This window comes from Phytohabitans sp. LZ39 (assembly GCF_059359075.1).
In genome coordinates this window covers 95810-119405 of the sequence record NZ_JCADBM010000008.1, presented here as the reverse complement: position 1 = coordinate 119405, position 23596 = coordinate 95810, and the positions used below count along the sequence as shown (strand labels likewise).

Genomic DNA, 23596 nt, shown 5'->3' with positions numbered 1-23596 from the left:
GCACGTGGGGTGGGTGCCGCGATGGCACGGGGGGCCACGCGACCATGTGGGGACCGTCCCGCGCGCGTCTGCCCGCGCCGGGGACGGCGACATCGGCCGGGGTGCCACTCCGCCAGGCCCGTTGTGCTCGATCCGCACGACTGTCCGGACCACCGGCCCGGATCCAGCTCAGGTTACGGAAGATTTCCGGTAAATCCAAGCCCTCCGATGGATCACGCTGCCCTGGTGTGGCGGCCGCGTTCGAGGACCAGCGGGAACGCGACGACGAGCACCATCGCCGCGAGCTGGAGCCCGGCGTTGACCTGCGTGCCGATCGGGACGGTGGCCAGCACGGCGGCGGCTGTCAGCAGGCGCCGCCACAGCGGCCGCACACCCAGCGCATGCCGGGTCTCCGTGACGCTTGCCAGGTATGCCGCGACGCCACCGGCCAGCGCCAGCGCCTCCGGCCAGTGCGCGTGGTCGCCGGGGTGGGCGACCGCGGCGTGGATCCCGGCCGCGGTGACCACGATGCCAAGCAGCAGCGGGACGAGCGCGAGCCCCAGCCGCACGGCCAGCCGGACCGCGGCCCCGCCCTCGGTGCGGGCCAGGGTCTCCTCGGCGGCGCCGGCGTCGGTGAAGTACGTCCACCACAGCCCCGCCGGCAGCGCCAGCGCCAGCACGACCACCGCGAGCGTGCCGGCGCCCAGGTGGTCCACGTCGACACCCATGCCGATCGCCACCACCGACTCACCCAGCGCGATGATCACCAGCAGCCCGTGTCGCTCCACCAGGTGGCCCGGGACCAGGTGGAACGAGCGGGCCGCGCCCACCCACGAGTGGCGCGGCGCCACGTAGGGCACGACCATCTGTAGGACGAGCGCCGCCACCCACAGCGCCGTCCGCGCCGCGCCGCCCGCCAAGCCGCCGGCCACGAGCAGCGCGGCGGCACAGAGGTTGTACGCCGCGAGCGGCCGCAGTCCCCGCCCGACGTCCGCCTGGGTGAAGAGCAGCAGGTGTACGCAGATCGTCACCAGGTAGCCGACCGCGAAGACGAGCCCGGTGTCGTCGAACGCGTGCGGGATGCCGACCGCGGCGATCAGCAGGCCGGCCATCCCCACGAAGAGCAGCAGCTTCTGCGCCGGCTGGCGGGGCGGCACGTGGTTGGCGAGCCAGATGTACCCGTCGAACATCCACCACAGGATCCCGAAGAGCAGCAGCACCTGCCCGACCGTGGTGAGCGTGAGGTGCTCCTCCAGGAGCCGGGTGAGCTGGGTGAGCGTGAAGACGAACACCACGTCGAAGAAGACCTCGACCGGTGTCACCTGCTGGGCCGGGCCGCCGTTGTCCCGCCACCGCGTACGCGTCATGCCAACGGAGCATAGGTACCGGCCGGCCTGAGCGGGCTTCAACCCGGGTTCCAGCCGCGTTCAGGGCGGGGCGGTTAGCGTGAACGGCGGCCCCGATGCAGGGAGGTGTCGTGGACACGGAAACGCCTGGGCAGGACGTTGACGTCGTCGTTTCCCCCGAAGAGCTCGCCGCCGGTGAGCTTTCCCCCGAAAAGGCGCGCCTGGCCACGCTGCTGCTGCACACGCGCGGCTGCGTGGTCCTGCGCGGCGCGCTGCCGTCCACAGTGGTCGGCGCGGCCGACACCGCGTTCGACGAGGTCTTCGCCGACTGCGTGGCCAGCGGTGACGGCGAGAGCCTGGAGATGGCCGGCATCACGTGCCGGGTCGGCCGCGAGTCGCAGGCGGTCTTCTGGGAGCGTAACCACCGGTGGCGCATCTTCCCCCGGCTGCGGTCACCGTTCGACAGCCCGTGGCTGCTGGCCAACCCGTTCGCGATGGGCCTGATCCGGGGCGCGCTGCGGGACGACTTCCACTGCAAGTTCGTCTCCAGCGACACGTGCCTGGCCGGCGCCGTCATCCAGTCGCCGCACCGGGAGATGGATCCGGGGCTGTCGTGGGAGCCGCGCGGATACATCGTCAACATCCCGCTGCACCGCTGCGATCTGGACAACGGTCCGTTGGAGATCTGGCCGTGCGGCAGCCACCTGTGGCGCGACGACGTGCTGCGCGGGCTCGGCTACGACGACACCGTCCAAGATGGACGCAACCCGGACTTCGAGGCGCTGGCCGCGATGTTTCCGTCGCGGCGGGTCGAGCTGGAGCCGGGCGACCTGCTGATCCGCGACCCGGCGCTGATGCACCGCGGCACGGTCAACCACACCGACAGCCCGCGCACGATGCTCGCGATCTGCTACTTCCGCGACGGCCTGACGCACAACTACGGCCAGCTCGACCTCAACCTCGACCGCGAGCTGCACGAGCGCCTCGCGCCCGAGGTGCGGCCCCTCTTCGACGGGGTGCTCCAGGCGGTGTGATGCGCGTCAGCGCCGCCCCTCCAGGTAGGCGAGGACGGCGCGGACCCGGCGGTGGCCACCGTCGTCCGGCGACAGGCCGAGCTTGGTGAAGATGTTGCCGATGTGCTTGTGCACGGCGTTGCCGGTGACGAAGAGGCGGGCCGCGATCGTGTCGTTGTCGTGGCCCTCGGCCATCAGCGCGAGCACCTCCCGCTCTCGTGGGGTGAGCGTGGCCACCGGGTCGCCGCGGGTCAGCAGCTGGGCGACCACCTCCGGGTCGAGGGCGGTGCCGCCGCGGGCCACGCGGGTCAGCGCGTCGACGAACTCGTCGACCCGGCTCACCCGGTCTTTCAGCAGGTAGCCGACGCCTCGGGGCGCGGCGGCGAGCAGCCGGGTGGCGTAGGCCTGCTCGACGTACTGGGAAAGGACCAGCACCGGCAGGTCGGGATGGCGGCGGCGGGCCTCGATCGCGGCGCGGATGCCCTCGTCGCGGAAGCCGGGCGGCAGGCGCACGTCGACGATCGTGACGTCCGGACGGTGGGCGTCGACCGCGGCGAGGAACGCCTCCGCGTCGGTCGCGACGGCCACCACCTCACAGCCCTTGGTGCCGAGCAGCAGCTCCAGCCCGCTGGAGAGCAGCACGTTGTCTTCGGCGATCACGACCCGCACGGCAGCTCGACCTCCACGAGTGTCGGCCCGCCGGGCGGGCTGGTGACGGTGAGCCGGCCGTCGAGCGCCTCCGTGCGCCCGCGGATGCCGGCCAGGCCGGTGCCGCCGTCTTCGCGGGCGCCGCCGGCGCCGTCGTCGCGGACCTCCACCAGCAGGCGGTCGCCGGCGCGGCGCACCCGGACGGTGGCGCGGCTGGCCCCGCTGTGCTTGGCGACGTTGGTGAGCGCCTCGGTGACCGCGAAGTAGGCCACCGCCTCGACCGCCGCCGGCATCCGGCCGAGGTCGCCGACGTCGAGGTCGGCTGGGACGCCGCCGCGCGCCGCGACCGCGTGCAGGGCGCCGGCCAGGCCCAGGTCGGCGAGGATCGGCGGGTAGATCGTGCGGATCACCGCGCGCAGCTCGGTCATCGCCTCCTCCGTGCCCTCGTGCGCCTGCCGCAGCAGGTCGGCGACGGCCGGCGGCGCGTCGGGCAGCGCCTGCCGGGCGACGGCCAGCCGCATCGCGATCGCCACAAGCCGGGCCTGGGTGCCGTCGTGCAGGTCGCGCTCGATGCGGCGCAGCTCCGCACCGTGCGCGTCGAGCACGTCGGCGCGGGTGCGGGTCAGCTCGGCCACCCGCTCGGCGAGCCGCTCCGCCGCCGACGGGGCCAGCGCGGCCAGCGTGAGCCGGGCGTGCAGCGCGGCCAGCGGCGGGAACACCCCGGCCGCCACCGCGGCGAGGATCGCGAGCTGGGCCGCGCCGAGCGCCAGCGCCCGCCCCCAGCCGGTGACCGGCACCTCGACGAGCAGGCGGAGCGGGTCGCCGGCCGGAAACATCCACCACAGCGGCGCGGCGACGAGGGCGACCAGCGCGTTGCCGAGGCAGAAGAGCGCGAGCAGCCCGGCCGGCACGCCGATCACCACGTGCGCCGCGAGCCAGCGCAGGTAGCGGTCGAGGCGTGCGGTCGGTGGCGGCGGGTCGACACCGCGCAGGGCCGCCGCCCGCCGGAGGTGCGCCGCGGCCCAGCGCCGGCGCAGCGGGAACGCGACCACGGACACCACCAGATACACCGTCGCCGTCCGCACTCGCCGCACCCGTAAACGTCTACCAGGGCGGCGGCCCGCCCCGCACTACAGCCAGCGCTACCTTCCGACGGGTCGCTGGCGGTATCGGATCGGGCCCACCGCCGCACCTAGCGTGAGCCGGCATGCGAACCCTTCTCGCTCTGCTCGCGGTGGCGGCCGTCGCCACGCCGCCCACCGACCTCCAGCGGCACACCGACGCGATACACGCGCTCGGCCTGCCGGGCGCACAGGCCCGCCTCGTCACCGAGGACGGGCGCCACCACGTCGCGACGAGCGGCTTCGGCGATCTGGGCGCCGGCCGCCCGGTGCCGCCCGAGGGGCGCTTCCGGATCGCCAGCACCGGCAAGGCGTTCGTCGCCACCGTGGCCCTCCAGCTCGTCGGCGAGGGGCGGCTCCGCCTCGACGACACGGTCGAGCGGTGGCTGCCCGGCGTGGTGCGTGGCAACGGCAACGACGGCCGGCGGATCACCGTGCGGCACCTGCTCCAGCACACGAGCGGCATCCACGACGACTTCCCCGACTACACGACCGAGGCCGACTTCCTGCGCCACCGCTACGACGTCTACACGCCGGAGCAGCTCGTCGCGCGGGCGATGGCGCACCGGCCGCACTTCAAGCCGGGCAAGGGGTGGGGCTACTCCAGCGTCGGCTACATCCTGGTCGACATGATCGTCGAGCGGGTCACCGGCAACCCGTGGTGGACCGAGGTCGAGCGCCGCGTCGTGCGGCCGCTCGGGCTGACCGCCACGTCCTGGCCGGGCCTGTCACCCGAGGTGCCGCGGCCGCACGCGCGGGGGTACCAGATCCTCGACACCGGCCGGCAGTTCGACGTCACCGAGCAGGTGGTGGTCGACCCGGAGGCGGCGATCACGTCCACCACCCGCGACCTCAACACGTTCTTCCGGGCGCTGCTCGGCGGGCGGCTGCTGCGGCCGGCCCAGCTCGCCGCGATGACGCGTACCGTGCCGGTCGACCCGGGCCTGGCGGAGATCCTGCCCGGCGCCCGCTACGGCCTCGGCCTCATGCGGCGGCCACTCCCGTGCGGCGGTGTCTACTGGGGACACCCCGGCGGCGGGGCCGGCTACATCACGGACAACGGCGTCACGGCGGACGGCCGGCGCAGCGTGGTCCTCTCCGTGAACGGCACGCACCCCGACTTCACCCAGCAACAACAAGCGGCCGACGCGCTTGTCGAGGGCGCGCTCTGCGGCGCAGGAACCACTCGGCCACGGCGAGGTTGACCAGCCAGGCGAGGAGCATCAGCCCGGCGCGGGCGTTCGCGCCGGGCTGTTCGCCGGTCGCCACCATGTAGGGCGCGAGCGTGAACGCCTGGGTGCCCGCGCCGAGGCCGATCGCGTAGCCGCGGGCCATCCACGCGCGGTGCCGGGTGAAGTCGCGGCGCAGCGCGGCGGCGAGGCCGAGCAGGATCGACAGGGCCATCGCGGAGCCGAAGAAGAGGCGGATCCAGGTCAGCACGCCGTGGTCGTGCGCCGGCAGGTCGTACGCGAAGGTCATCCACAGGCCGCTGAGCGCGACGGTCAGTCCACAGGGGACGAGTATCCGCCCGGCCCGGCGGTGCCAGCGGTGGCGGCGCAGGCTCGGCACGAACTGGAACGCGCCGAGGATCGAGTACACGACCGCGCCGACGATGTGCAGCACGACCGGCACCGGGTCGGCGACGAAGCGGGCGTTGCCCGCGGTCACCTCGGGGCCGGTGCCCAGCTCGGTCACCCGGGCCGCTCCGGCGATCACCGGCACCAGGCTCAACAGGATCAACGCGGCCGGTAGCCGCCACTCGCGCCTCGTCATGCCGTCGATCGTCGCCGCCGCGGCTGCCGCGCCTCATCGGTACATGGGCCGCGATCCGGCTCGCCTATGGTCGGGCCCGGCGGTCGTACTTTCAGCGATCACCGGTCACCAGCCACTCGTCGCCGACCTTCGTGACCCGCAGCACGGTGATGCCCAGCGGGTTGGCCCCGACGGTCAGCGCGTCCGCGTCGCCGCTGAGGCGCGCGTCGCCGACCTTCTCCCGCTGGGCGCCGGAGAGGCCGGCGAGCATCGCGTCGACGCCCCGCGGGCAGTCGCCCACGGAGTGGCGGGTGGCCAGCTCCTGCCCGAACGGCTCCGTCACCAGCGTGCACGCCAGCTCGCCGTCGCCGGTGGCGAGCGCCTTGAGGTAGTTGCGCGCCGCGCCCTCCGCCGGGTCGGTGCGCTGCCAGAGGTACGCGAAGCAGCCGAGGACGAGCACCGCGGCGAGGACGACACCGATCAGCGCGCGGCCGCGGGCCGTCATCCACGCGCCCGGGTGCGGTTGGTCTCGTACGCCCACATGGCGATCTCGACCCGGTTACGCACGCCCAGCTTCGTCATCAGGCTGGTGATGTGTGACTTGACGGTGCTGAGCGTGATGAAGAGCTCGTCGGCGATCTCCTTGTTGGTGCGCCCCCGCGCCACCGCGACGAGCACCTGCTCCTCCCGGTCGGTGAGCGCCTCGATCGGCTGCGCCGGCGGTGCGGCCGGACCCGCGTCGGCGAACGCCTTCAGCAGGCGCGTCGTGACGCTCGGCGCGATCAGCGCGTCACCGTCGGCGGCCGCGTGCACCGCCTGGGCGAGCAGGGCCGGGCCGGCCTCCTTGAGCAGGAAGCCGCGGGCGCCGGCGCGCAGTGCCGCGTACACGTAGTCGTCGAGGTCGAAGGTCGTGATGACGACCACCGCGAGCGGGTCGGCGACCGACGGTCCGGCGAGCGCCCGGGTGGCCTCGATGCCGTCCATGCCCGGCATGCGGATGTCGAAGAGGCACACGTCGGGGCGGAGCCGCCGGGCGAGCTCGACCGCCCGCCGCCCGTCGCCCGCCTCGCCGACCACCTCGATGCCGGGCTGCGCGTTCAAGATCATGGTGAGGCCGGTGCGGACGATCTCCTGATCGTCCGCGACGAGCACGCGCACACTCACTGTGTCTCCTGGTTCGCTCGCTCGTGCGGCGCCTTCGTCGCTCGCCGCGGCACGGCGGGGCAGCCTGGTCCGGACGCCACCCCGGCCGGCTCGCTCACGCGGCCGCTCCGGTGCGGGGCAGCACGGCGGTGACGGTCCACCCGCGGTCGGGGTTGGGGCCGGCCGCGCAGGTGCCGCCGAGCAGGTCGGCGCGTTCCATCATGCCCATCAGGCCGAACCCCGGCGCGCCGGACGGGCGCGCGGCGCTGGCCTCGCCGTCGTCGCTGACCCGCAGGCGCACCGACGTGTCGTCGGCGGCGACGCTGACCTCGATGCGGGTGGCGTGGCGGGCGTGCCGGCGGGCGTTGGTGACCGACTCCTGGGCCAGCCGGTAGATGGCCGAGCCCACCGACGGCGGCAGGTCGTCGAGGTCGCCGCGGATCTCCACGTCGACGGCGGGCCCGGCGCGGAACCGGCCGGCGAGCCGCTCGATGTCCGTGACGCGCGGGCTGGGCGCGAGGTCGGCGGGCTGGTCGCGGCGCAGGACGCGGACCATGGCGCGCATCTCGGCGAGCGCGCGGGAGGCCTCGGTCTCGATCACGCGGAGCGCGTCGACCGCGGCGTCCGGCTGGGTGGCCGAGGCGGCGATGCCGGCCTGGGCGCGGATCGCGATCGCCGACACGTGGTGCGCGACGGTGTCGTGCAGGTCGCGGGCGAGCCGCTCGCGCTCCAGCAGCTTGACCCGGTCGCGCTCGCGTGCCCGCGCGCTGGCCCGGAAGCGGAGCGCGGCGCCCAGCGTGGAGACGCCGAACATCACCGCGAAGCCGGCGATCATCTCGCCGATGCTGATCGTGCCGGCCAGGGCGGAGAGGCCCACCTTCGCCGCGACGAAGGCCGAGCCGATCACCGCCTCCCGGCCGCCGCCCCAGCGGAGCAGCGCATACGGCAGGACCAGGAACCACGTCATCGTGTACATGACGCAGGGGTCGCCGGGCAGCACGAACGGGGCGACCGCGGTCACGCCGAAGGCGATCGCCACCGTCGCGAGCGGGTGGGTGCGCCGCCACAGCAGTGTGGGCAGCAGGGCCAGCCCCATGACGACGGAGCCGGCCCGCCACTCCAGGTCGGGCCGGAAGATCCCTTCCAGCACGATCGCGGGCGCGAACACGGCGACGAGCACCCAGTCGCGCCACACCCGGGCCGGGGCGTCGGGGACCCGCGGCTCCTCCAGCAACGCGCGCAGACGTGGATGCACGGTCCCATGGTACGAACGGGCGGTCCTACTCCAGATCGGCCCAAAGTACGACTGTTTTGTCCCGGTGCGAGGGCCCGGTCAGTAGGTGTCGGTCTCTACTTCCTCGCACACCAGGAAGTCCGGCGGCGCGTCCATGCCGGCGCGCTGCTGTGCCTCCTTCAACGCCGCGCTCCGCGTGAAGGCGCGGGCGTCGTCGGCCGTCGCGAACTCGGTGACGACCACGACCCTGTTCGGGTCGTCCACGCCGCGGTGGAGCCGATGCGCGGTGGCGGCGTGCTCCTTGCGTACCGGACGCATCTCGTCGAAGACGGACTTGAACCGGTCGTAGTCGGTGACATGGAGCTGGACGATGAGCTTCGCGGTCATGATGAACCCCCCGACCCGCATGGGTGTCCGAAATGTCGCATACGCCGTCAGTGTACGCCCGGTGCGCGGGCTACGGGAGGCCGAGCAGGTGGAAGGCGGCCCAGTCGACCGTGCCGGCGAAAGCGGGTGTGTCGTCCGCGTGGCTTTCCCAGCCGGCCAGCGTGGCGTTCAGCGCGTCGTCGGCTGGTTCGGCGGCGGCCCACTGCCGCAGGATCTTCACGACGTCCGCGTTGGACATCTCGGCGCGCATGGACTTCTGGGCCGCGGCCAGCGCCGTGGCCGCCGGGACCGCGCCGTCGTGCCAGCACCGGAAGAACTCGCCGACGAGCAGCGCGGCCGGCAGGTCGCCGACCGTCCAATGTGTCGCGATCACCTGCCGCGCGCCGGCCGCGAGGAGCGCCTCGGGCGGGCCGACCGCCTCGGCGGACAGGACGACGAGCGACGCGTCGACCGGCCCCGGGACGCTGAGCCCCGGATCGTCGGTGGCGAGGTGCACCACGTCGTACGCCCGCAGCAGCTCGCTGACCGCCGGCACGGTGACCTCGGCGCCGGCGAGGGTGGTAACCGGCCCGGCGACGTCCGAGGTGAGGCTCGCCGCCTGCCGCCGCAGGAAGGGCAGTGTCACGGCCTGCCCAAGGCCGCGCCGCGCCGCCGGCCGCTCCCCGGTTTGGCGGAGCAGGGCGAGGCTGGGCGCGTAGGAGACGCGGATCCGCTCGCCTACGTGGTGGCCGTCGGGCAGGAGGGCCGCCGCCAGCGGGAGGCCGGCAAGGCGCGGAGACGGCAGCAGTACGACGCCGGTCGTGCCCTCCGGCACCAGCTCCAGCACGGGCGCCCACAGCTCGCGCCCGAGCAGCCGGCCCATGGCGTCCAGCCGGCCGGACGGGAGCGGTGCGCCGGTCGCCACCGGGAGGTCGTCCGGTGCGACGGCGGGACGCTCGCTGATCGCAGTCCACCCGCCGCGCCCGGCGCAGAGGACGGTGAGGGCGGGTGCCAGGTCGACGTAGGCGGCGACCACGCCCGGCGGCAGCACCGCCGTCATCTCCTCCAGCGCGGGCAGCGCCGTGCTCCGGACGGACGTGGCCCGCCGCGCCTCGGCGACCTCCACCGCGAACGTCGCGTCACCGGCCCGGACCGCCGCCGCGCCGCCCAGCTCGTACGCCCGGTCGCCGCCGGCGTCCCGGGACAGCGTGTCGAGGTACTGCCGGATCGCGGGGCGGGCGCCGGCCCAGTCGCCCCGCTCGGCCCGCAGCAGCGCGGCGAGGAAGTACGTGCGGCTGGCGAGCGTGATGATGACCGGCGCGTCCGGCGCGAGCAGGGGCTGGAGCACCGCCTCGGCCGCGCCGGTGTCGCCGAGCCGCAGGTGGCATTCCACGAGGTGCAGCAGGGCGGTGCGCTCCTCCTCGGCCGCGCCGAGCGCGCGGTACTCGCCCGCCGCCCGTTCGTAGTAGCCCACCGCTTCGGCCAGGCCGCCGGCTCCCATGTGGACGGTGGCGAGGGAGCTCGTCGCGGCCGCGTGGGCGGCAAGGTCGCCGGCCTCCTCCGCGAGGTCGGCGGCGCTGCGCAGATGCTCCCGCGCGGCGTCGAGGTCGTCGACGGAGAGGGCCACGTCGGCGCGGATCGCCATCGTCCGGCCCAGCCCGTGCGGGTCGCCGTCGGCGCGGAAGATCTCGGCCACCCAGCTGAGCACCCGCTCAGCTCCGGCGGCGTCGCCGCTGGCGTGGAGCGCTTGGCCGAGGGCCTGGCCGAGGAACGCCTCGGCGGTCGGGTGTCCACCCAGCGCGCGTACCCGGGGCAGGCATCCCTCGAGCACCTCGACCGCCTCGCCGGCCCGGCCCGCCGCGGCCAGCGCCACGCCCCACTGGTGGGTGGCGGCCACCCCGGCCGGTGAGGGGTCGCCGGCGAGGGCGAGCCGGTGCGCGTCGCCCAGGCTCACGAGCATGGCGGAGGCGTCGTTGCCGGCGCGGTGGGCGAGCCCTTCCGCGGTGAGGAGCGCGATCCGCAGCTCGTCGTCGCCGCTCGACTCGACCCGGCCGCGCACCGCGTCGAGCACCGCCATCGCCGCGGCCGCGCTGCCGGCCAGCGCGTGCTCCCGGCCGAGGGCCACGCCGGTGGCCGGCTCTCCGGTCTCCAGCCACGCCCGCTCCAGCCGGTCGAGCTCGCTCTCCGGCTCAGGCACCAGCTCGGTCTCCGGCTCGGTCTCTGGCTCGGGCACCGGCTCGTCGAAGGCCGCCGGCTGATCGGTCACAGGCTCCTCGTAGGCCGCCGGCTCGTCGTAAACCTCCGGCTCACTGAAGGCCGCCAGCTCATCTGGGGCCGCCGGTTCATCATGGGCCGCCGGCTCGTCGTAGGCCGCCGCTTCATCGTGGGCCGCCGGCTCGTCGTGGGCCGCCGGCTCGTCGTGGGCCGCCGGCTCGTCGTAGGCCGCCGGCTCGTCGAAGGCTGGCGGCTGATCGGCCGCCGGCTCGTCGTAAACCTCCGGCTCGCTAAAGGCCGCCGGCTCGTCGTAGGCGGCCGGCGGCGCGTCGGGAGCCGGTGCGTCGTGCAGCTCGGCCAGCAGGAGGTGGGCGCGGACGGCGAGCGGGCACTCGTCGGCGCTCGTAGGGTCCGCGAGGCGTACCACCGTCCGGAGCGCGGCCGCCGCCGGTGCCCGGTCGTTCTCCCGCCAGAGCGCCTCCGCCCACGCGAAGTGGGTGACCACCGTGTCCCGCCGCACCGCGTCGGCGAGGGCGGGGTCGTCGCCGGCGTGCTGCCCGGCCCGGACCAGCCGGTCGGCCGCCTCCGCGTAGCTCTCCCGCGCGGTCAGGTACGCCGCCGTGTACCTCTCCGCCGTCGCGAGCCGCTCCGGCCGCCGGGTGCGCTCGGCCGCGTCCCGCATCATGGCGAGGAGTGGCTCGGCCTCGTCGAGCGCGCCGCCGGTGACCAGGAGGCCGACCAGGTTGGCGGTCCACCGGCTGAGGTTGAGCACGTCGCCGTACCGCAGGCAGAGCTCGATCGCGCGGTCGTACGTCTCGATCGCGGCCCGGGTGTCGCCGGCCCGGTCGTACGCCATCGCCTTCTCGCCGAGCAGCGCGCACAGGCCCGCTTCCAGGCCCTGCGCCCGCGCCACCTGCTCCGCCCGGGTGAACCGGTCGACCGCGCCCGCCAGGTCGCCGGCGTGCAGCAAATCGGCACCCTGGCGCGACAGCGCGGCGAAGTCGGGGGCGGCGACGAGGTCCGTCGCGTACCGGGCGGCGAGCCCCGGGTCGGCCGCGAGCACCTCCATGACGGCGGTGGCGATCCGCGCGCGGTCGGTGTCGCCGACCATCGCGGCCACGGCGGCGGCGTTCTGCGCGACCACGCGGGCCTGCCCGACATAGGCGCGGTCGCCGGCGGCGAGGGCGGTCAGCCGCGGCAGCACGGCGAGCAGCACATCCTTCGCCACCGTGACGCGCTCGTTACGCAGCGCGACCTCCGCCGCGAGCAGGTCGAAATACGTGGCCAGGCCGCTGTGGCCGGCCTCCGCGGCGAGCGTCCGCCCGGACGCCACGTCGGCGGGGTCGAAGCCGTCGGGGTCGCTGGCGATCCGGTCGTGGACGCGGAACGCGGCGAGCGCCAGCACGGCGTCGGGCCGCCCGTCGACCAGCCGGGAAACCCTGTCGTACCGGTCGGCGCCGGCGACTCCGGGCCCCACGTACGCCTCGAGCAGCTCGTAGACGGCATCGGCCTCGTCGGTGCCGACGCCGCCGTAGGGCGGGGATCCGGCCACCGACCAGACCAGGTCGGAGTAGGCGTCCTCGTCGCCGTTGGAGGCGATGAAGCGCAGCATCCAGTAGGGCCACGGCTGAGCCGCCGGCTCCGGGTGCTGGCCCATTCGTTCACCGCCGATGCAAAGAGGCTCCTTCAACATATGACGGATGGCGGCCGGAGGTTAGCCGGGTACGGGCGCTCGACGTACCGGCCGCCGGTTTCGCGAGAGGACTAGACTCGGACACCCACGACACGAGGAGTGCGTCGGTGGTGACGGCTCTGGATCCACCATCGCTGTACATCGGCCATGATCCCGCGGTGACGGTCGTCTCGACGCGGCCGTTGAAGGTCGAACGTGGCGGGGTCCGCACCTACCGGTGGGGGCATGTCGCGGAGCTCTTTCCCGGGGGAGCGCCGGCCGGCTTCACGAAGGCGCAGCAGGTGCTGGTGCTCAGCATCGTGCTGTTCGTGCTGGCGGCCGTCTTCGCCGCCTTCGGCACCGCGTGGACGTTCGTGCCGGCACTGTTCGGGGTGGCCGCCCTGATCGTGTCCGGCCAGCTCGAAGGGGCACAGCGGCGGCCGGGCCGGATCCTCGCACCGGAGTCCGACCGATGGGCGGAGCAGTGCTATCTGCTGGTCGACCACCGGGAGCGCCGCGACCTGTGGACGGCGGTCACCGTCGGAAAGCGGGTCTGCCGCACGCTGCCGGCCCTCGCCGGGATGGTCGACACCGGCGCCGCGGAGCGGCTGCTGGCGTCCGCGCTGTTCGACATCGCCAAGGTACTCAACCAGCGGCAGGAGGTGCGCCGCCTGATCCACGAGCTCGGCCGGCAGCGACACTACGGCCTGCCGGCCGACAACCCCGCGGTGCGCAAGCTGCACCGCCAGCGCGAGCGGTTGGTCCAGGCGCTGTCCGACCTCGACGCGGAGGTCGCGCGGAAGATAGCGGGCCTGGAGGCCACGGCGGTCGCCAGCGAGACGTTCATCCGCGAGCGGGAGATCCACCAGGTGACCAGCAGGGTCGACCAGACCCTCGCCAGCCTGGCGCCGGCCGAGGTTCTGGGCACGCCGGACTCCGGGCTCGCGCTGGCCGACGAGGTCGAAGCCGTCCTGGCGGTGTACCGCGAGCTCAACGAGCGGTACGGCACCAGCTGAGCAGCTCCGGGTGGGCGCGGCTCAGCCGAGGGAGGCGGTCGCGGCCGTGACCGTGGGGTAGACGTGGAAGCGGCGATCCAGTTCCGTGGTCTGCATGAGCCGTTTCACGATCGGGTTGAGGGCGGCGAGGTGGAGCCAGCCGCCGCCGGCCTCCGCCCGCTCGTGCACCGAGAGCAGCAGGCCCAGCCCGGTCGAGTCGACGAATGACACGTCGCGCAGGTCGAGTACCACGCGCGGGTGGGCCTGGAGGGCGTCGTTGAGCCGCTCCTGCATGGGCCCGACGCTCCAGAAGTCGATGACGCCTCGCGCGGTTACCACGCTGACGTCGTGGCGCTCCTCGACGTCGACGGCGAGCCCCAGCTCACCGTAGGCGTCGCCCGCCGGATACCGGCGCCGGTCGGCGTGCAGGCTGTCGTTCATCACCCATCCCATGATCAACCCCCGTTTCGTGCCGGCGTGGTTGCCCGCGGACAGGTGAGGTCAAACAAGGTTGTGGCAGGAAACGCAACTGGCACACCCGCCGTGAATGGAACCGACCGAAGGGGGTAGCCACCCCGTCCTCACCCCCAACTGATGAGCAGGGAGCACGTGATGACGGACATTGCCACGTCGCGCTCACCCTCGGGCGACCATGAGTCGACCGCGCAGGTGGCGAAGGAACAAGCCGTGAACGTGGGGCAGACCGCCGCCGACAGTGGCGGTCAGGTGCTGCGCACCGCCGCGGAGCAGGGCCGGCAGGTCGCGGAGGAGGCCGGCCACCAGGCCCGCGACCTCTACGCGGAGGCGCGCGAGCAGGTACGCGGCCAGGTCGGCGACCAGCAGCGGCGCGCCGCCGGCGGCCTGCGGTCGGTCGGCGAGGAGCTGCGCCGGATGGCCGACCAGGGCGGCGGCTCGGGGCCGGCCACCGAGCTGGCCCGCCGGGCCTCGGGCACGGTGGACCAGGTCGCCGGCTGGCTGGAGGGCCGCGAACCGGGCGCCGTGCTGGACGAGGTCAAGCGGTACGCCCGCCAGCACCCGGGCGCCTTCCTGGCTGGCGCCGCCGTGCTGGGCGTGCTGGCCGGCCGGCTCACCCGCGGCCTGACGGCCGGTGCCGGCTCGGGGTCGGGTAGCCGCACCGACTCCGGCTCCGGTGGCGGCATCGACTCCGGCGAGGGCACCGGCACCCTGTACGCCGGCGGCGCGTCCGGTGGCGTACCGGGGATCGCCACGCCGGTGACCGGTGCCGACGACCGGCCGATCGACCCGGTGCTGCCCGGCGAGGCGCGGCTATGAGCACCGCCGTCAACCAGCCGCAGCCCGACCCGGCGCAGCGCTCCTTCGGCGAGCTTGTCGGCGAGGTCGCACAGGACCTGTCCACGCTGGTCCGCCAGGAGATGGACCTCGCCAAGGCCGAGCTGCGCGAAGAGGCCGGCAAGGCGGGACGGGCCGCGGGTGCCTTCGGTGCCGCCGGTCTCGCCGGGTACATGGTGCTGCTATTCCTCTCGATCGCCCTGTGGTGGGCGCTCGCGAACGGGATGGACGAGGGCTGGGCGGCTTTGATCGTCGCGCTCGTGTGGGCCGTCGCCGGCGCCGTCCTCTACGCGGTGGCCCGGTCCCAGATGCGCCGCGTACGCGGCCTGACCCGGACCGCGGAGACCGCCAAGCAGATCCCCGACGCACTCAAGCCAGAGCCAGGAGGCTACCGATGAGCACAGACCCCGACCAGATCCGGCGGGAGATCGCCCGTACCCGGGAAGAGCTGAGCGACGACGTCGACGCGCTCGCCTACAAGGCCGACCCCCGGCGCATGGTCCACGACCGCAAGGAGCGCGTCCGGCACACGTTCCGGCGGATGAGCGACACCGTCATGGGTACCGCGTCGCAGGTGACCGCGAAGGGCGGCGAGGCCGCCTCGGGCGCCTCCGACAAGGTGTCCGCCGCGGTCTCCACCGTCGGTGACGCGGCGGCCGCGGCCCCGGGCCAGATCAAGCGGCAGGCCGAGGGAAACCCCATCGCGGCCGGCCTGATCGCGTTCGGCGTGGGCTGGCTCGTGTCGTCGCTGCTGCCCGCGAGCGAGCGCGAGAAGGAAGCGGCCGAGCGGCTGAAGGCGGTCGCGCAGGACCACGCGGACACCATCAAGGAAGAGGTGGGCGGCGTGGCTCAGGAGATGCGCGACAACCTGCGCGAGCCGGCGCAGCAGGCGGCCCAGTCGGTGCGGTCGACCGCCGAGGACGCCGCGCGGTCCGTCAAGGACGAAGCCCGGTCGGCCACCGACGACGTCCGGGACGAGGTCCGCGAGGCGGGCCACCAGGTCCGCTCGTAGCGGCCAGCCGGCCGGCACCCCGCGGGGGCGCCGGCCGGCTACGACCGTTCCTACGGCTCCTCGACCTCGTGGATCGCGGCCTCCTCGGCGCTGGGCGCGCCGCCGGCCGCGCCGGCGTCCCGGGCGATCGACGAACCCTCGGTATCCGCGCGGACGCCCTCGTCCGGCTCGACGAGCCGGCCCACCGAGCCGGTGCCGGCGCCGGTGTCGTACATGGAGACCGGCGAGTCGGTACGCGGGTCGACCGGGCCGGTGTCGTCCAGCGGGGTCTGGTCGTCCACCCGGTCAGTCTCCTCGGACAGGGGGTCCGGGTCGAAGGCCTCCGCCTCGATCGGGGACGGGGTGGCGTCGCGGCGTTCGCCGACGTTTCGCATCGCCGGGTCGGCGGTCTCGCGGGTGAGCTTGTCGTCCAGCGACTCGCCCTCGCGCTGCTCCTCGGCCGTGGTGCCGAAGCGGTCGATCGCCTCGGGACGGTCGTCCCGGTCGAGCGGGATCGCGGCGGGCTCCGGGCCGTCCGCCTCGCGGACGGTCTCGACCTCGTCGCGGGCGGTGGAGTCGTCGTCGGCGACGTCGGGGATGCCGAGCGCCTCGGGATCGGAGAGCAGGTGCGGGTACTCGTCGCTCATGCCGGTCTCCTACCCAGGGAGGTCGCCTTTATACGACCCTTCAGCACACCAGGATCGCGGGCGTGGCGGCGGACTCGCCGATGGCCTCCATCGCGGCGTCGGGGCGCAGCGGCGCCGGGGTGGGCAGGTCCGCCGCCTGCCCGCGCAGGACGCCGGTGGCGTGCCGCACCGGCAGCGGAAACATGCCCAGGTTGGTGGCGGCCGGGTCGACGTGCGCGCGACGGGAGCCGAAGCGGGCGGCGGCGTGCCACTGCGACGGGTTGGCCGTCGCCGCGGTGGGCACCCCGAAGCCGTCCACCAGCACGTCGATCGAGCTGAACGTCGTGCTGCCGGCCAGCCACCAGCACAGGGCGTTCGCGGCGCGGCTGGCCGGGGTCTCGCACCAGTACGGCACCATGCCGGCGCGGAGCACCTGCGCCGGGTCGAGCAGGCGACCGCTCTCCACCACGAGCCGGTTGCCGGTCTTGCCGGCGCCGCGCAGCCACCGGCGGTACAGGTCGGCGACCGCCGCGCTGAAGGCCTCCGGGGCGGCGTACAGGACGCGGTGCAGGCGCAGCCGGCGGGCCCGTGCCCACGAGCGCACGCTCTCCTCGAAGCCGGCCTCGACGCCGGTCTCCGTGTACCGCTCGGGGCAGGAGATCGTGGGCGGCCGCCACCGCACCCGGTCCGCGTCGAGGTAGCGCAGCGCCTGGCACAGCTGCGGTCCGGCGGTGCGGAACTCACCCGCGTCCAGGCCGCTCGCCGGGCTGCCGAGCTGAAACGTGTGGCCGGCGCCCACGTCGAGCACCGGCCAGGTCCGCATGTCGCGGACCACGATCACGGCGGCGTCCCGGCTCAGGTAGGCGGAGAGGAACTCGCGGTACGGGTCGGGCAGGTGCTGCCAGCGGGCGTGGAGGGAGACGGTGGAGCCGGCGAGCACCCCGCGCAGCACCGGGTCGTGCACCTGGCGGATGGCGAGGGCCGGGTTGGCGGCGAGCAGGCGGGCGGCCACCGAGGCGCCGTGGGTGAGGGCCGCGTTGGGGTCGTCGGGCGAGCCGTCCGGCCACCGCACCGCCATCTCGAAGCCGGAGGGTAGCCACGGCACGCCGGCCGCGGCGGCGAGGTGCACCGCGGCGCCGTGCGGGGAGCCGACGACCACCGACGGGTACTGCCGGCGTGGGTACTGGCCGACGACCCACCGCGCGACCTCGTCGGCGTCGACGCCGTTGGTGGCCGCCACGGGGACGGCCGCCTGGCTGGCGTGGCGTGCGGCGGCCCGGCGCGCGCCGGACGGCAGGACGCCGCCGTAGCGGGCCACCATCGGCCGCCGGCCGAGGTCGCCGCAGTCCCGGCCGTGCAGCGCCCGGGCGGTGGCGGTCACGAGAACCCGGGTCAGGCTGTCCGGGCACACGACCCGATCCGGCGTGGCCGCGGTCGCCGCGGTCGCCCGTGCCGATTCCTCCAACATCACCCACGTCCTCTTAGGTCGCCCGGTCTCGCACGAGATGGCCGCGATCCGCTGGTCCAAACGTCGACCGCCGGTTGTTTCGGCGCGGCGCCACCCCCGGCGACCGGCGCACCCCCGGTCCTCTGTCACCCGCGGACCGCGTGCTCCCGCGGGCACAGCTCCGGCCGGTCGACCCGGTCCGGCCCGGCACAGCCCTCGATCGACGGGCCACTCGTGGAGGTCTCCTAGTGGCCGATGTCGTACGCGCCGGGCTCGACGAGGCCGCTCTCGTACGCGAAGACCACGATCTGGGCGCGGTCGCGCAGGCCCAGCTTGGTGAGGATGCTGGAGACGTGTGACTTGACCGTGGCGGGTCCGATGTAGAGCCGCTCGGCGATCTCGGTGTTGGTGGCGCCGCGGGCGACGCCGGCGACGATGTCGCGTTCGCGGTCGGTGAGGCGCTCCAGGCGGTCGGCGACGGCGGTGTTGACGCCGGGGCGCGTGGCGAAGCGGCTGATCAGGCGGCGGGTGATCGACGGGGCGATGAGGGCGCCGCCGTCGGCGATGGTGCGTACCGCGGTGGCCAGCTCCCGCGGTGGGATGTCCTTGAGCACGAAGCCGCTCGCGCCGGCGCGGAGGGCCTGGTAGACGTACTCGTCCGGGTCGAACGTGGTGAGGATGAGGATCCGCACCGGCCAGTCGGCCTCCCGGAGGATCCGCGCGGTCGCTTCGAGGCCGTCGAGCTCGGGCATGCGGATGTCCATGAGGACGACGTCCGGGTGGTGCCGGTGTGCGGCGTCGATCGCCTCGAAGCCGGTGCCGGCCTCGGCCACCACCTCGATGTCGGGGTGCGCGCCCAGGATCATGGCGAAGCCGCCGCGTACCAGGGCCTGGTCGTCGACGACCACGACGCTGATCGTCATGGCTCGCCCGTGCGGGGGAAGCGGGCGAGGACGCGGAAGCCGCCCTCCGGGCGCGGGCCGGTCTCGAGGCTGCCGCCGAGCAGCGTCGCGCGCTCCCGCATGCCGATGATGCCGTGGCCGGGCGCCTGCGGGCGGTTCGGGGCGAGCGGGGCGTGGTCGACGACCTCGATGGTGATGTCGGTGCCGTCCTCGCACAGGCGTACCTCGGTGCGGGTGCCCGGCCCGCCGTGCTTGAGCACGTTGGTGAGCGCCTCCTGGACGATGCGGTAGGCGGACAGCTGCACCCGCGTGGGCAGCGGTGTCCGCAGGCCGTCGGTGACATCGATGTCGAGCCCCGCCGTGCCGAGCTGGGCGACGAGCCGGGGCAGGTCGGCGAGTCCGGGCTGGGGGCCGAGGCCGCCCCGGTCGGCGTCCGGGCGGAGTACGCCGAGCAGGTGGCGCAGCTCGTCGAGGGCCTGGCGGCCGGCCTGCTCGACCGCGGCCATCGCCTGGCGGGCGCGCTCCGGATCCGCGGCGGCCACGGCCTGGGCCGCCCCGGCCTGCACCGTCATCATGCTCACCTGGTGGGCCACCACGTCGTGCAGCTCGCGGGCGATGTGGGTGCGCTCCTCGGCGACGATCCGGCGCGCCTGGTCGGCCTGCTGCCGGCGCCGCTGGGCGGCCCGCTCCTCGCGCGACGCCATCCGCCGCCCGATGTACCAGATGACCAGGAAGAACACGACGCCGAAGGCGGTCTCCGACCACGGGCTGGACAGGACGAGGCCGTCGAGGACGAGCAGGGCGACCGCCGCGGCCACGCCGGCCAGTCCCCACCGGCTGTCTCCCGCGTAGCGGCCGACGGCGTAGAGCCCGAAGAGCGTGATCAGACCCACGTTGGTGTCTTCGGTCGGCAGGGCGAGCGCCCAGCAGGCGACCGCCACGCCGAGGACCGCGACCGGCGCGCGGCGGCGCTGGGAGAACGCTGCCGCGGCGACGGCGTAGGCCACGAACGCGACCGGGGGCACCTCGGTGATCGACCGGAGCGCCGGCGCGTCGCCCTGCCCCTCCGTGACGAACACCGTCGTCAGGAACAGCACGGCAGCGAGGACCCCGTCGGCCGCCCGGGGCCAGCGGGCGAACGGGCCACGGCGGCGGCGTGTCCGGTTCATCGTCGCTCACGGTAGGGCAGCGCACGCCGTGCCGTCATCCGCCGCCGGGCGGAGGGAAACGCCCCCGGTCGCCCGCCCGGCGGGGGAGGGGCCACCCCGTCCGGCGCCGGGAGACCGGGCCCGGTGCCGCCGCCGACGATGACGGCCATGAACTCCTTCACCCGGCGCATCGGCGTGGCGAGTGCCCGCCGGCCCTGGATCACCATCGCCGCCTGGATCATGGCCGCGGCGGCCGTCATCGCGCTGGCCGGCACGGCCGGGGGCGCGTTCGCCGACGACTTCGTCGCTCCCGGCAGCCAGAGCGAGCAGGCGATGGAGCTGCTCGAGGAGCGGTTTCCCGAGGCGGCCGGCGGCGCCGCCCTCGCGGTCTTCGCCGTGCCCGAGGGCCAGCGGCTGGACAGCCACCGGGCCGCCGTCGACGCCGCGGTCGAGCGGATCGCGGCCGGCGCGCACGTGACCGCCGTGGCCAGCCCGTTCGCCGCCGGCACCGTCTCGCCCGACGGGCGCATCGGGTACGCCGAGATCACCTTCGACACGCCCGCCACGGAGCTCGGCCCGGCGCCCTTCACAGCGATCGCGGGTGCCCTGGAGCCGGCCCGGCAGGCCGGCGTGACGGCGGAGCTCGGCGGCGACGCGACGTTCATCAACGCCGAGACGGAGGCCTCGGGCGCGGAGGCGGCCGGCCTCGTGGTCGCGCTGATCGTCCTGCTCGTCGCCTTCGGCTCGGTCGTGGCCGCGCTGCTGCCGATCGTACTCGCGCTGTTCGCCGTGGCCGCCGGCGTCAGCGGCATCGCGCTGCTGGCCAACGCCATGGACGTCTCCTCCGTCGCACCGGTGATCGCCGGGATGATCGGGCTCGGCGTCGGCATCGACTACGCCCTGTTCATCACCGCGCGTTACCGCGAGAACCGCGCCACCGCCCCCGACAACGCCGCCGCGCTGGCCGGTGCGATGGCCTCGGCCGGGTCCGCCATCGTGTTCGCCAGCGGGACCATCGTCGTGGCGATGACCGCGTTCGCGCTGACCGGCACGGGTTTCCTGATCTCGATCGGGCTCTCCACCGCGCTGGTCGTGCTCGGCGTGGCCGCCGCCGCCCTGACCCTGCTCCCCGCCCTGCTCGCACTGCTCGGCGACCGCATCGACCGCGGCCGGCTCCCGCTGCCTCGGCGGCGGGCCACCGGCGCCGCCTGGGGGCGCCTGGCCCTCCGCGTGTCCCGGCGTCCATGGGTGTACCTGCTCGCGGCGGCCGCGCTCCTGCTCACGCTGACCGCCCCGGCGCTGGCGATGCGGACCGGCTTTCCGGACGCCGGCGGCGACTCGACGGGCACTAGCCACCGGCGCGCGTACGACCTGCTCGCCGAGGGCTTCGGCCCGGGGGTCAACGGCCCGCTGCTGCTGGTCGTGGACCTGCGCCGCCCCGGCACCGGTGCCGGTGACATCGCCGCGCTCTCCGCACGCGTCGCCGCCGACCCGGGCATCGCCTCGGTCGGCGAACCGCAGGCCTCTCCCGCCGGCGACGCGGTCGTCATCCGCGCCGTCCCCACCACCGCACCCGCCGACGCCGCCACGTCCCGGACGCTCGAACGGATCCGCGCCCTGGTCCCGGAGAACGCCTCCGTCTCCGGACTGACCGCCCTGACCGACGACCTCAGCCGGCAGCTCACGCGTACCCTGCCGATCTTCGTCGGCGCGATCCTGGCCGCGTCGTTCCTGCTGCTGATGCTGGTGTTCCGGTCGATCCTCGTGCCGCTCAAGGCCATCCTGATGAACCTGCTCTCGATCGGCGGCGCCTACGGCGTGATCGTGGCCGTCTTCCAGTGGGGGTGGGCCAAGGAGCTGTTCGGCCTGGAGGAGACGGTCATCATCCCCTCGCCGCTGCCCATCATCTTCTTCGCCGTCCTCTTCGGACTGTCGATGGACTACGAGGTGTTCCTGCTGTCCCGGATCCGCGAGGCGTACGACGAGAGCGGAGACACCGTGGGCTCGGTCGCCCGCGGCATCGCCGCCACCGGTCGGGTCATCACGTCGGCAGCGCTGATCATGGCCGCCGTGTTCCTCGCCTTCGTCGCCGACCCCTCACCCTTCGCCCGGATGCTCGGCCTGGGCCTGGCCACCGCCGTGCTCCTCGACGCGACCGTGGTACGCCTGTTCCTCGTGCCGGCCCTCATGACGCTGCTCGGCCCCGCGAACTGGTGGCTGCCGCGCTGGCTCCACCGGCGCATGCCGCACCTGAGCGGCCGTCAGCGGCCGAGCCTGTCCAGGTCGGGCAGCGGGCGCTCGCCCAGCACCGTCCCGGCCGAGTCGTAGCCGACGAGCGTGGGCGGGGCGACCCGCTCGTTGGCCTCGTACCAGAAGAAGAACATGCCCGCGGCGGCGAGTGCCGGGCGGACTGACCCGTCAGTCAGGCGCAGCTCGGCACGGACCGCACCGCCCGCGCTCGCCCACATCGTGTGGATCCCCTCCGGGGTCGACGAACCACCCGTCGAACCGAACACCGGCTGCGACCGCATATCCGCGGGCTCGCACTGGCCGCCGGCGAGCCGGAAGTCCGCCGGCGCCGGCCGGTCGACGGGCCCGGGTGCCTCGAACATCGGGGCGACGCAGACCGTGCCGTTCGCGCCCCGGGCGGACCACACCGACAGCACCGTGCCGTCCGGGCCCGGCCCCTGCGCCACCCGCCGCGCCGTCTGCACGTCGACCCCGCCGTCCGTCTCGCTCGTCCAGAACGACAGCGACCCGGTGAACGACTCGGGCAGCAGCCCGCCGGCGGTGGCGGCGCCCGCACCCACCGCGAGGATGCCCGCCGTGAGCGCGGCGGTGACGAGAAGGCGCGGCCGGCGCCGGGCCGCCGTCGGGGCAGGCGCGAGCAGCAGCCGCTCCAGCGCCGCCGCACGCGCCGCGGGCGGCCACTCGTCGTCGACCGCGGTGACCGGCCGGAGCTTCTCGAGGATCGTCTGTTCCCTGCTCATCGGGTACCTCCTGGTGCGGGAAGCGGGTGGGTAATGGGGCGCGGTTCACTGTCGAAACGCAGCCGCCGCCGCGCGCGGAAAAGGCGTACGTGGAAGGCGGGCAGCGAGCAGCCGGCCACCTTCGCGGCCTGCTCGGGCCGCAGGCCGTCCCAGGCCACGAGCAGCAGCGCCTCCCGCTCCTTGGGCGTCAGCTCCGCCAGCCCGGCCAGCACGGCCGCCCGCTCGGTGGCCAGCACGTCCGCGGCCGCGGCCGGCTCGGCGACCTGCCGCCACCGCTCCAGCTCGGCCGCCAGCCGCGCCTGCCGGTGACCGGAGCGGCGCAGGTTGGCGATCGTGTTGCGGGCGACCACCAGCAGCCAGGGCAGGGGATCGTCCGGCACGGCCGCCAGCCGGCGCCAGGCCACCAGGAACGTCTCCGACACCACATCCTGCGCGGTGTCGGAGTCGAGATGTCGCAACGCGTACGCCATGACGCGCGGGCTGTGCTCTCGCCACAGCGCCACGAACCGCTCTTCGTCTTCGCTCACACCATGTACTGTCCGGCGGACCCCAGAATCTAACGTCGGCTTGTCTTGGCCCATTAAAGATCAAGATTTGAGCTACCGCGACGTTCGTCATGGTCGCTGCCGTTGCTCCCGCGGCCCCACCCGTCCGCTGTTGGTCGCGGTTACTTCGGCGCCTCCGCCGGAGGCGCACAT

23 protein-coding genes are annotated in these 23596 nt (G+C 74.5%); 7 read left to right on the top strand and 16 right to left on the bottom strand.

Features of this window, described 5'->3' with window-relative positions; all coding sequences use genetic code 11:
• Nucleotides 1–212 precede the first annotated feature (212 nt).
• Nucleotides 213–1346, bottom strand: a complete 1134-nt coding sequence (locus AC5L36_RS17615; RefSeq protein ID WP_441217282.1) for a low temperature requirement protein A — start codon at nucleotides 1344–1346, stop codon at nucleotides 213–215.
• A gap of 110 nt (nucleotides 1347–1456) precedes the next feature.
• Between AC5L36_RS17615 and AC5L36_RS17610 the strand changes: the two genes are divergently transcribed.
• Nucleotides 1457–2359: a phytanoyl-CoA dioxygenase family protein gene (locus tag AC5L36_RS17610; protein ID WP_441217280.1), complete on the top strand. Its 903-nt coding sequence runs from the start codon at nucleotides 1457–1459 to the stop codon at nucleotides 2357–2359.
• Nucleotides 2360–2365: 6 nt separating this feature from the next.
• Here the strand turns inward: AC5L36_RS17610 and AC5L36_RS17605 are convergent, their stop codons facing one another.
• The gene (locus AC5L36_RS17605) at nucleotides 2366–3007 is read right to left on the bottom strand and encodes a response regulator (RefSeq protein ID WP_441217278.1); all 642 of its coding nucleotides are present in this window, start codon (nucleotides 3005–3007) and stop codon (nucleotides 2366–2368) included.
• Nucleotides 2995–4071 carry a sensor histidine kinase gene (locus AC5L36_RS17600; RefSeq protein ID WP_441217276.1) on the bottom strand — a complete coding sequence of 359 codons (1077 nt, stop codon included), beginning with the start codon at nucleotides 4069–4071 and terminating at the stop codon, nucleotides 2995–2997. The genes AC5L36_RS17605 and AC5L36_RS17600 overlap by 13 nt, the downstream gene beginning before the upstream one ends.
• Nucleotides 4072–4193: 122 nt before the next feature.
• On the opposite strand from AC5L36_RS17600, the gene AC5L36_RS17595 reads away from it, so the two are divergent.
• Nucleotides 4194–5312: a serine hydrolase domain-containing protein gene (locus AC5L36_RS17595; protein WP_441217274.1), complete on the top strand. Its 1119-nt coding sequence runs from the start codon at nucleotides 4194–4196 to the stop codon at nucleotides 5310–5312.
• Here the strand turns inward: AC5L36_RS17595 and AC5L36_RS17590 are convergent.
• The 6 genes from AC5L36_RS17590 to AC5L36_RS17565 all read right to left on the bottom strand — a co-directional run bounded on the left by AC5L36_RS17590 (nucleotide 5230) and on the right by AC5L36_RS17565 (nucleotide 12473).
• A complete protein-coding gene (locus AC5L36_RS17590; RefSeq protein WP_441217272.1) occupies nucleotides 5230–5880 on the bottom strand; it encodes a DUF2306 domain-containing protein in 651 nt (216 codons plus the stop codon). The two genes, AC5L36_RS17595 and AC5L36_RS17590, sit on opposite strands and share 83 nt — an antisense overlap.
• A 91-nt stretch (nucleotides 5881–5971) precedes the next feature.
• Nucleotides 5972–6364 (bottom strand): hypothetical protein, encoded by a 393-nt coding sequence (locus tag AC5L36_RS17585; protein ID WP_441217270.1) that lies wholly within the window; start codon nucleotides 6362–6364, stop codon nucleotides 5972–5974.
• Nucleotides 6361–7023 (bottom strand): response regulator, encoded by a 663-nt coding sequence (locus AC5L36_RS17580; RefSeq protein ID WP_441217269.1) that lies wholly within the window; start codon nucleotides 7021–7023, stop codon nucleotides 6361–6363. Before AC5L36_RS17580 ends, AC5L36_RS17585 begins: the two co-directional genes overlap by 4 nt.
• A gap of 94 nt (nucleotides 7024–7117) precedes the next feature.
• Nucleotides 7118–8257 (bottom strand): sensor histidine kinase, encoded by a 1140-nt coding sequence (locus AC5L36_RS17575; protein ID WP_441217267.1) that lies wholly within the window; start codon nucleotides 8255–8257, stop codon nucleotides 7118–7120.
• Between the two features lie 78 nt (nucleotides 8258–8335).
• Entirely contained in the window at nucleotides 8336–8623 is a 288-nt protein-coding gene (locus AC5L36_RS17570; protein ID WP_441217265.1) for an antibiotic biosynthesis monooxygenase family protein, read from the bottom strand.
• A 70-nt stretch (nucleotides 8624–8693) separates the two neighbouring features.
• Nucleotides 8694–12473 carry a CHAT domain-containing protein gene (locus AC5L36_RS17565; RefSeq protein ID WP_441217263.1) on the bottom strand — a complete coding sequence of 1260 codons (3780 nt, stop codon included), beginning with the start codon at nucleotides 12471–12473 and terminating at the stop codon, nucleotides 8694–8696.
• A gap of 143 nt (nucleotides 12474–12616) precedes the next feature.
• Between AC5L36_RS17565 and AC5L36_RS17560 the strand changes: the two genes are divergently transcribed.
• Nucleotides 12617–13504, top strand: coding sequence for a hypothetical protein (locus tag AC5L36_RS17560; RefSeq protein WP_441217261.1), 888 nt, complete (start codon nucleotides 12617–12619; stop codon nucleotides 13502–13504).
• Nucleotides 13505–13525: 21 nt separating this feature from the next.
• On the opposite strand, the gene AC5L36_RS17555 is transcribed toward AC5L36_RS17560, so the two are convergent.
• Nucleotides 13526–13924: an STAS domain-containing protein gene (locus AC5L36_RS17555; protein ID WP_441217259.1), complete on the bottom strand. Its 399-nt coding sequence runs from the start codon at nucleotides 13922–13924 to the stop codon at nucleotides 13526–13528.
• A gap of 171 nt (nucleotides 13925–14095) precedes the next feature.
• Between AC5L36_RS17555 and AC5L36_RS17550 the strand changes: the two genes are divergently transcribed.
• The 3 genes from AC5L36_RS17550 to AC5L36_RS17540 are packed head-to-tail and all read left to right on the top strand — an operon-like array spanning nucleotide 14096 to nucleotide 15806.
• Entirely contained in the window at nucleotides 14096–14776 is a 681-nt protein-coding gene (locus AC5L36_RS17550) for a hypothetical protein (RefSeq protein ID WP_441217257.1), read from the top strand.
• Nucleotides 14773–15192, top strand: coding sequence for a phage holin family protein (locus AC5L36_RS17545; RefSeq protein ID WP_441217255.1), 420 nt, complete (start codon nucleotides 14773–14775; stop codon nucleotides 15190–15192). Before AC5L36_RS17550 ends, AC5L36_RS17545 begins: the two co-directional genes overlap by 4 nt.
• Entirely contained in the window at nucleotides 15189–15806 is a 618-nt protein-coding gene (locus AC5L36_RS17540; RefSeq protein ID WP_441217254.1) for a DUF3618 domain-containing protein, read from the top strand. Before AC5L36_RS17545 ends, AC5L36_RS17540 begins: the two co-directional genes overlap by 4 nt.
• Before the next feature lie 50 nt (nucleotides 15807–15856).
• Here the strand turns inward: AC5L36_RS17540 and AC5L36_RS17535 are convergent, their stop codons facing one another.
• The 4 genes from AC5L36_RS17535 to AC5L36_RS17520 all read right to left on the bottom strand — a co-directional run bounded on the left by AC5L36_RS17535 (nucleotide 15857) and on the right by AC5L36_RS17520 (nucleotide 19929).
• Nucleotides 15857–16432 carry a DUF5709 domain-containing protein gene (locus AC5L36_RS17535; protein ID WP_441217252.1) on the bottom strand — a complete coding sequence of 192 codons (576 nt, stop codon included), beginning with the start codon at nucleotides 16430–16432 and terminating at the stop codon, nucleotides 15857–15859.
• Between the two features lie 40 nt (nucleotides 16433–16472).
• On the bottom strand, nucleotides 16473–17879 hold the full coding sequence (locus AC5L36_RS17530) for a hypothetical protein (RefSeq protein ID WP_441217250.1): 1407 nt from the start codon (nucleotides 17877–17879) through the stop codon (nucleotides 16473–16475).
• A 224-nt stretch (nucleotides 17880–18103) separates the two neighbouring features.
• A complete protein-coding gene (locus AC5L36_RS17525; protein WP_441217248.1) occupies nucleotides 18104–18781 on the bottom strand; it encodes a response regulator transcription factor in 678 nt (225 codons plus the stop codon).
• Nucleotides 18778–19929, bottom strand: a complete 1152-nt coding sequence (locus tag AC5L36_RS17520) for a sensor histidine kinase (protein ID WP_441217247.1) — start codon at nucleotides 19927–19929, stop codon at nucleotides 18778–18780. Before AC5L36_RS17520 ends, AC5L36_RS17525 begins: the two co-directional genes overlap by 4 nt.
• Before the next feature lie 147 nt (nucleotides 19930–20076).
• On the opposite strand from AC5L36_RS17520, the gene AC5L36_RS17515 reads away from it, so the two are divergent.
• Nucleotides 20077–22236 carry an MMPL family transporter gene (locus AC5L36_RS17515; RefSeq protein ID WP_441217245.1) on the top strand — a complete coding sequence of 720 codons (2160 nt, stop codon included), beginning with the start codon at nucleotides 20077–20079 and terminating at the stop codon, nucleotides 22234–22236.
• Here the strand turns inward: AC5L36_RS17515 and AC5L36_RS17510 are convergent.
• Nucleotides 22170–22898: a hypothetical protein gene (locus AC5L36_RS17510; protein WP_441217243.1), complete on the bottom strand. Its 729-nt coding sequence runs from the start codon at nucleotides 22896–22898 to the stop codon at nucleotides 22170–22172. The genes AC5L36_RS17515 and AC5L36_RS17510 overlap by 67 nt on opposite strands.
• A complete protein-coding gene (locus AC5L36_RS17505) occupies nucleotides 22895–23425 on the bottom strand; it encodes an RNA polymerase sigma factor (RefSeq protein WP_441217241.1) in 531 nt (176 codons plus the stop codon). The genes AC5L36_RS17510 and AC5L36_RS17505 overlap by 4 nt, the downstream gene beginning before the upstream one ends.
• Between the last annotated feature and the right edge of the window lie 171 nt (nucleotides 23426–23596).

Coding starts and splice junctions, on each gene's coding strand:
- AC5L36_RS17595 (WP_441217274.1), top strand. CDS start 4,194: ATGCGAACCCTTCTCGCTCTGCTCGCGGTGGCGGCCGTCGCCACGCCG.
- AC5L36_RS17555 (WP_441217259.1), bottom strand. CDS start 13,924: ATGAACGACAGCCTGCACGCCGACCGGCGCCGGTATCCGGCGGGCGAC.
- AC5L36_RS17585 (WP_441217270.1), bottom strand. CDS start 6,364: ATGACGGCCCGCGGCCGCGCGCTGATCGGTGTCGTCCTCGCCGCGGTG.
- AC5L36_RS17530 (WP_441217250.1), bottom strand. CDS start 17,879: ATGTTGGAGGAATCGGCACGGGCGACCGCGGCGACCGCGGCCACGCCG.
- AC5L36_RS17550 (WP_441217257.1), top strand. CDS start 14,096: ATGACGGACATTGCCACGTCGCGCTCACCCTCGGGCGACCATGAGTCG.
- AC5L36_RS17515 (WP_441217245.1), top strand. CDS start 20,077: ATGAACTCCTTCACCCGGCGCATCGGCGTGGCGAGTGCCCGCCGGCCC.
- AC5L36_RS17565 (WP_441217263.1), bottom strand. CDS start 12,473: ATGGGCCAGCACCCGGAGCCGGCGGCTCAGCCGTGGCCCTACTGGATG.
- AC5L36_RS17540 (WP_441217254.1), top strand. CDS start 15,189: ATGAGCACAGACCCCGACCAGATCCGGCGGGAGATCGCCCGTACCCGG.
- AC5L36_RS17525 (WP_441217248.1), bottom strand. CDS start 18,781: ATGACGATCAGCGTCGTGGTCGTCGACGACCAGGCCCTGGTACGCGGC.
- AC5L36_RS17510 (WP_441217243.1), bottom strand. CDS start 22,898: ATGAGCAGGGAACAGACGATCCTCGAGAAGCTCCGGCCGGTCACCGCG.
- AC5L36_RS17615 (WP_441217282.1), bottom strand. CDS start 1,346: ATGACGCGTACGCGGTGGCGGGACAACGGCGGCCCGGCCCAGCAGGTG.
- AC5L36_RS17545 (WP_441217255.1), top strand. CDS start 14,773: ATGAGCACCGCCGTCAACCAGCCGCAGCCCGACCCGGCGCAGCGCTCC.
- AC5L36_RS17570 (WP_441217265.1), bottom strand. CDS start 8,623: ATGACCGCGAAGCTCATCGTCCAGCTCCATGTCACCGACTACGACCGG.
- AC5L36_RS17535 (WP_441217252.1), bottom strand. CDS start 16,432: ATGAGCGACGAGTACCCGCACCTGCTCTCCGATCCCGAGGCGCTCGGC.
- AC5L36_RS17590 (WP_441217272.1), bottom strand. CDS start 5,880: ATGACGAGGCGCGAGTGGCGGCTACCGGCCGCGTTGATCCTGTTGAGC.
- AC5L36_RS17520 (WP_441217247.1), bottom strand. CDS start 19,929: ATGAACCGGACACGCCGCCGCCGTGGCCCGTTCGCCCGCTGGCCCCGG.